Source organism: Plasticicumulans sp., assembly GCF_035331805.1.
GTDB lineage: Bacteria > Pseudomonadota > Gammaproteobacteria > Competibacterales > Competibacteraceae > Plasticicumulans.
Window position 1 is genome coordinate 1 of record NZ_DAOLKE010000249.1, and the last position, 5,352, is coordinate 5,352.

Consider the following 5,352-nt stretch of genomic DNA (forward strand, 5'->3'; position numbering starts at 1 on the left):
CGAAGCGGCGGAGCGGGCGGTGCAGACGGCGACGGAGGCCGCCGCAGTCCTTGCCGGGCTGCACGCGGACCGGGCCGGCCTGTTTGACGGCCAGCCGACCGCGCACGTCGAGGCGGCGCTGGCGCAGGCGATCGGGCAGGCCGTGGCCGGGCGCGATGCAGCACAGGCAGCCGTGTCCCGGGCCGCGGATGTCCGCAATCGCGCGGCCGGACAGGAACAGGCGGCCCGCAGCGCCCGGGAGCGGGCCGACGCCGATGCGGCCGAAGCCGCCCGCGCGCTGAACGACGCGCTGGCCGAAGCCGGGCTCGATGCCACCGAAGCCCGGCACCGGCTGGGCTTCGGCGAGCGCTGGCTCAGCGACGAGGGAGCCGCGCTCGATGCGCTGACGGCTGCGCTGCGCGAAGCCGGGGTCCGGCACGACGAACGACGCGCCCAGGCCGAAGCCCATGCCGCGGCACGCCCGCCGCTGCCGGCCGCGGACGAGGGCGATGCTCCGTCGTGCCCGCCCTCGTCCGACGCACCCGAAGCGCAGCTGGCCGGCGCCGAGACCGCGCTGCGGGACGCACGCACGGCTCTCGCCGATCTCGCCGCCCGGCTGCATGCCGACGACCAGCGCCGCAGCGAAGGCGCCGAACGGCGCACGGCGCTGGCGGCCCGGCGTCTGCAGGCCGCGCCGTGGCTGGCGCTGAAGGAGCTGATCGGTTCGGCGGACGGTTCGAAGTTCCGCGGCTTCGCGCAGAGCCTGACGCTGGAAGCGCTGGTCGCGCATGCCAACGCCCATCTGCAGGAACTGGCCCGCCGCTACCGCCTGCGCCGCGTGCCGGGGGCCGGGCTGGAGCTGATGGTCGTCGATCGCGACATGGCCGACGAGGTGCGCGGCGTGCACAGCCTTTCGGGCGGCGAGACCTTTCTCGTGTCGCTCGCGCTCGCACTCGGGCTGGCCTCGCTGTCCTCGAACCGCGTGCAGGTCGAGACGCTGCTGATCGACGAGGGCTTCGGCACGCTCGATCCGGACACGCTCGACATCGCCGTCGCCGCCCTCGACGCGCTGCAGGGGCAGGGCCGGCAGGTCGGCGTGATCTCGCATGTGCCGGCGCTGGTCGAGCGCATCGGCGTGCAGGTGCGCGTGCGCGCACTCGGCGGCGGGTGCTCGCGCATCGAGACGGTGACGGGCGGCTGAGCCGGCGCCCCCGGAGACGAGGCATATTTAATTTTGTTCATTTGCCGGCGGCGGGATGCGGCCGTGCCGGTTTATCTGGTTGATGACCCATCATTTTTGTCGGGATTGGCCGTGAACGGCATGGCGGATGGCCTGTTTCATGTATTTTCGTCATGGCCTTACTCTCGCTGAGGCATGAGGTTGCCGATTCCGGCCGGCGGGCATCGGCACCGCAGCCTCGCTTGATCGCAATGCAGAACCGACAAGGTGAATCAACCAGATATTGTCCGGATTGTCCGGGAATGATTTGAGGTGCAAGGAAATGGGAACAGCTGATTTCGGATTCAGAACCCTGCGCGCAGGGGTTGCGGGCCTGCTGACACTGATGGCAGCGGCAGGGCCGGCAGCGGCGCTGACGCTCGATGAAACCGTACTTTCCGCCGGTGCCACCGGCAGCGTGCTGACTGACGTACAGCAGTTCTCCATCGGCTCCAGCGCGCTGATCACGCCGACCGATCCGTTCGGCGGCTTCGCCGAACTCGGCGTGTTCCAGGTCACCGGCCTGTTCGATTCCGCCGGCCTGCCAATTGCGTCGACGCTGAACACCGGCTACGGCCTGTACCTGACCTACGTGGTCACGGGCACCGCGACGCCGGTGCCGGGCACTGCGAGCATGGTCATCACTTATTCGACCGCCAACCTCGTGCTGTTCGCCGACCGCAACAACGATTCGACCTTCACGCTGATCCCGGGCGGCGCCGGCCCCGGCGGCCTGCCGATCGACCTCGCCATCGGCAACATGGCCGACGATGCGCCGATCGCCATCAACAACGGCACGAACTTCACCGGTTCGACGACGGTGGTGCCGATTTCGCCGACGGAGCTGCTGGGCTTCACCGACGTGACGCTCTATGACTGGCTGCTGCAGCCCTTCGGCGCCGCGGCACTCGCCGGTGACCTGTTCCCGAACGGCCTGCGCCTCGTCTCCAATACCGCCGTGCCGATCATGCCGACCGGCGTCGGTCCGATCCTGGCGTCCACGCAGGAACTCGGCACCATCACCTTCATCCCCGAACCGGGCAGTCTGGCGCTGGCGGCTGCCGGCTTCGCAGGACTGGGCTGCCGGCGCCGTCGGCGCTGAGCGGAGGCGGGCACATGGAACTGCCTGCTGCCACCCGACGGGTCCGGCTGGCTCTGGAAGCAGCCGGACTCGCGTGTCGCATCGTCCGCTACCCGGCCGGCACGCGCACCGCAGCCGATGCGGCGCGGGCCATCGGCTGCGAACAGGCGCAGATCGTCAAGTCGATGATTTTCCGCGGTGAGCGCAGCGGCGATGGTCTGCTGGTGCTGACCGGCGGCACCAACCGCGTCGATCCGGCCCGGCTCGAAGCCGTGCTCGGCGAACGCCCCGGCAAGGCCGATGCGGCCTTCGTGCGCGAATGGACCGGCTTTGCGATCGGCGGCGTGCCGCCGCTCGGCCACGCGCGGCCGATGCGCACGCTGATCGATGCCGACCTGCTCGCCTGGCCCGAGGTCTGGGCCGCGGCCGGCACGCCGGACACGGTGTTCGCGCTGCCCTCGCAAGCCCTGCCGGCATTGACCGGCGGCACGGTGCTGCGCGTCGGCTGAACGCCCGCGGTTCAGCAGTCGAACAGCGCGCGCGGGTGCCGGAAAGCCTTGAATTCCAGCGCGTTGCCGGACGGATCGAGCAGGAACATCGTCGCCTGTTCGCCGGGCCGGCCGATGAAGCGCACCTGCGGCTCCAGCACGAACCCGACCCCGGCGGTCTGCAGCCGGGCGGCGAGCGCGTGGAAGGCTTCCCAGTCGAGGATCGCGCCGAAGTGCGGCATCGGCACCTCCTTGCCGTCGACGAGGCCGACGCTGGCCGGATCGCGCAGCGGATTGCCGAGGTGCGCGGACAGCTGGTGGCCGAAGAAATCGAAATCGACCCAGGTCTCGCTGTAGCGGCCCTCGGCGCAGCCGAGCATGCCGAGATAGAAGCGACGCGTGGCGTCGAGATCGGTGACGAGGAAGGCGTAATGGAACGGCGTCATGCCACTGCGCTCCGGCCGGCGACGGGAAACCGCAGGGTCGCCCGCCCGGGCGCTACATACAAGACCCCTACTCCATCAGGGTCAGCGCGCGGGGCAGGGGGCGGTGGTGCGCAGGCGCTCGTCGATGCACTGCTGCCAGAAGCCGGCGAGCGCGCCGGCGGTTGCCGTCGCCGACCAGCCCTGCGCGAAAGCCCGGGCCTCGGTGCCGAGCCGGGCACGCAACGCGGCATCCCCGAGCACGCGCGCGCAGGCGGCGGCGAATTCGACCGGGTCCTCGCCCACGGCCACGGCGCCGCGCTGCGGCCCGACGATGTCGCGCGTGCCCATGACCGCGGTCGACACCACCGGCACGCCGAGGCTCATCGCCTCCAGCAGCACCAGGCCCTGGGTCTCGGTGCGCGACGCGAACACGAAGGCGTCGCCGGCGCGGTAACAGCCGGGCAGGCCGGCGGCGCGGTCGAGATAGCCGAGGAAGCGCACCTGCGCATCCAGCCCGAGCCGCGCGGCGAGCGCACGCAGATGACGTTCGGCCGGGCCTTCGCCGGCGATCAGCAGCAGCACGTCCGGCACCAGTCGGCGCAGTTCGAACAGCATGTGCAGCAGCGCATCGACGTTCTTCTCGTGCGCGAGCCGGCCGACGTGCACGAGCACCGGCCGATCCGGCGCGATGCCGTGCGCGGCCCGCAACGCCGCACCGTCGCCGGAACCGAGACTGTCGCCGTCGAGCCCGGTCGGGATCACCGCTGCCGGCACGCGGATGCCGTAGCCGCGCAGCTTGTCGAGCATCGCCTGCGAGGGCACGACCAGCCCGTCGAGCGCGTTGCACTGCACGCGCGACACCGTGCGCGCCAGCGCCCGCAGCGCCGCGCGCGGCAGCAGCGGCACGTAGTGGTACAGGTATTCCTCGAAGAAGGTGTGGTAGGTCTCGGTCAGCGGCAGGTCGAGCCGGCGCGCCAGGCGCACGCCGAGCCAGTGCGCGACGAACGGCGTCTGCACGTGGATCAGCCCGTAGCCGCGCCCGGCCAGTTCATCGGCCTGCCGCAGCACGGCGCGCGCGTGCATCATGCGGTCCTCGGGGTCGAACACCACACGCCGGGCCGGGATGCGCTGCACGCCGGCTTCGGGCATATCGGCGTCGCCGTAGGCCGGGCAGATCAGGTCGATCTCGTGGCCGGCAGCGGCCAGCGCGCGGCGGAAGGTGCGGATCGAGGTCGACACGCCGTTGACCCGCGGGAAGTACACGTCCGACAGCATCAGGACTTTCATCGACGGCCCGGTGACAGTTGCAAACGGTCGCCGAGCCTATTTCGCCGGGCTTGCGGTTTCGTGACGGGGAGCACGCATGACAGAGGAAACTTCCGGCCGCGACTGGCTGGCCGATGCCGACACGGCCGCCGGGCTGCTGCGCACGGCGCGGCGGCTGTTCGTGATCACCGGCGCCGGCATCTCGGCCGATTCGGGCCTGCCGACCTATCGCGGCATCGGCGGCCTGTACGACGACACGCACACCGAGGACGCGATCCCGATCGAGCAGGCGCTGTCGGGCAGCATGCTGGCGCGCCGCCCGGCGATCACGTGGAAGTACCTCGCGCAGATCGAGCGCGCCTGCCGCGGCGCCCGCCACAACCGCGCGCACGAACTGCTCGCGGCCTTTGACCGGCACTTCGAGCATGTCTGCGTGCTGACGCAGAACATCGACGGCTTCCACCGCGACGCCGGCAGCCGGCACCTGATCGAGATGCACGGCGACGTGCACCGCCTGCTCTGCACGGCCTGCGACTGGCGCACGCGCATCGCCGACTTCGACGAACTGCCGCCCGGCATGCCGCCGGCCTGCCCGGCCTGCGGCGAGCCGGTGCGCCCCGATGTAGTGCTGTTCGGCGAGATGCTGCCGGAGGCGGCGCTGTCGCGTTACTACCGCGAACTGGACGCCGGCTTCGACGTGGTGCTCAGCATCGGCACGACCAGCGTGTTCCCGTACATCGCCGGCCCGGTGGTCGCCGCCGTGCAGGCCGGCATCCCGAGCATCGAGATCAACCCGGGCGAGACTTCGGTGTCGCGGATCGTCGACGTGCGCATCCGCACCGGCGCCGCGGCGGCACTGACGGCGCTGGCCGAGCGGATCGGGATTTGATCGGC

The 5,352-nt window shown here is 71.1% G+C and carries 6 protein-coding genes; 4 read left to right on the forward strand and 2 right to left on the reverse strand.

Annotation, left to right across the window (positions count from 1 at the left end):
* From PKE44_RS14485 to PKE44_RS14495, 3 genes are all read left to right on the forward strand, one after another.
* The coding region (locus PKE44_RS14485; protein WP_324552405.1) for an SbcC/MukB-like Walker B domain-containing protein at positions 1-1,180 on the forward strand (1,180 nt) is incomplete at its 5' end.
* A 301-nt stretch (positions 1,181-1,481) separates the two neighbouring features.
* Positions 1,482-2,300 carry a flocculation-associated PEP-CTERM protein PepA gene (gene pepA, locus PKE44_RS14490; RefSeq protein WP_324552407.1) on the forward strand — a complete coding sequence of 273 codons (819 nt, stop codon included), beginning with the start codon at positions 1,482-1,484 and terminating at the stop codon, positions 2,298-2,300.
* Positions 2,301-2,314: 14 nt separating this feature from the next.
* A complete protein-coding gene (locus tag PKE44_RS14495; RefSeq protein WP_324552409.1) occupies positions 2,315-2,788 on the forward strand; it encodes a YbaK/EbsC family protein in 474 nt (157 codons plus the stop codon).
* 11 nt (positions 2,789-2,799) lie between these two features.
* On the opposite strand, the gene PKE44_RS14500 is transcribed toward PKE44_RS14495, so the two are convergent.
* Together PKE44_RS14500 and PKE44_RS14505 are read right to left on the reverse strand one after the other, a co-directional pair.
* A complete protein-coding gene (locus PKE44_RS14500; protein ID WP_324552412.1) occupies positions 2,800-3,213 on the reverse strand; it encodes a VOC family protein in 414 nt (137 codons plus the stop codon).
* Positions 3,214-3,294: 81 nt separating this feature from the next.
* Entirely contained in the window at positions 3,295-4,479 is a 1,185-nt protein-coding gene (locus PKE44_RS14505; protein ID WP_324552414.1) for a glycosyltransferase, read from the reverse strand.
* A 76-nt stretch (positions 4,480-4,555) separates the two neighbouring features.
* Here PKE44_RS14505 and PKE44_RS14510 point away from each other — a divergent pair, with 76 nt between their 5' ends.
* A complete protein-coding gene (locus PKE44_RS14510) occupies positions 4,556-5,347 on the forward strand; it encodes an NAD-dependent protein deacylase (RefSeq protein ID WP_324552416.1) in 792 nt (263 codons plus the stop codon).
* The last annotated feature ends 5 nt before the right edge of the window (positions 5,348-5,352 follow it).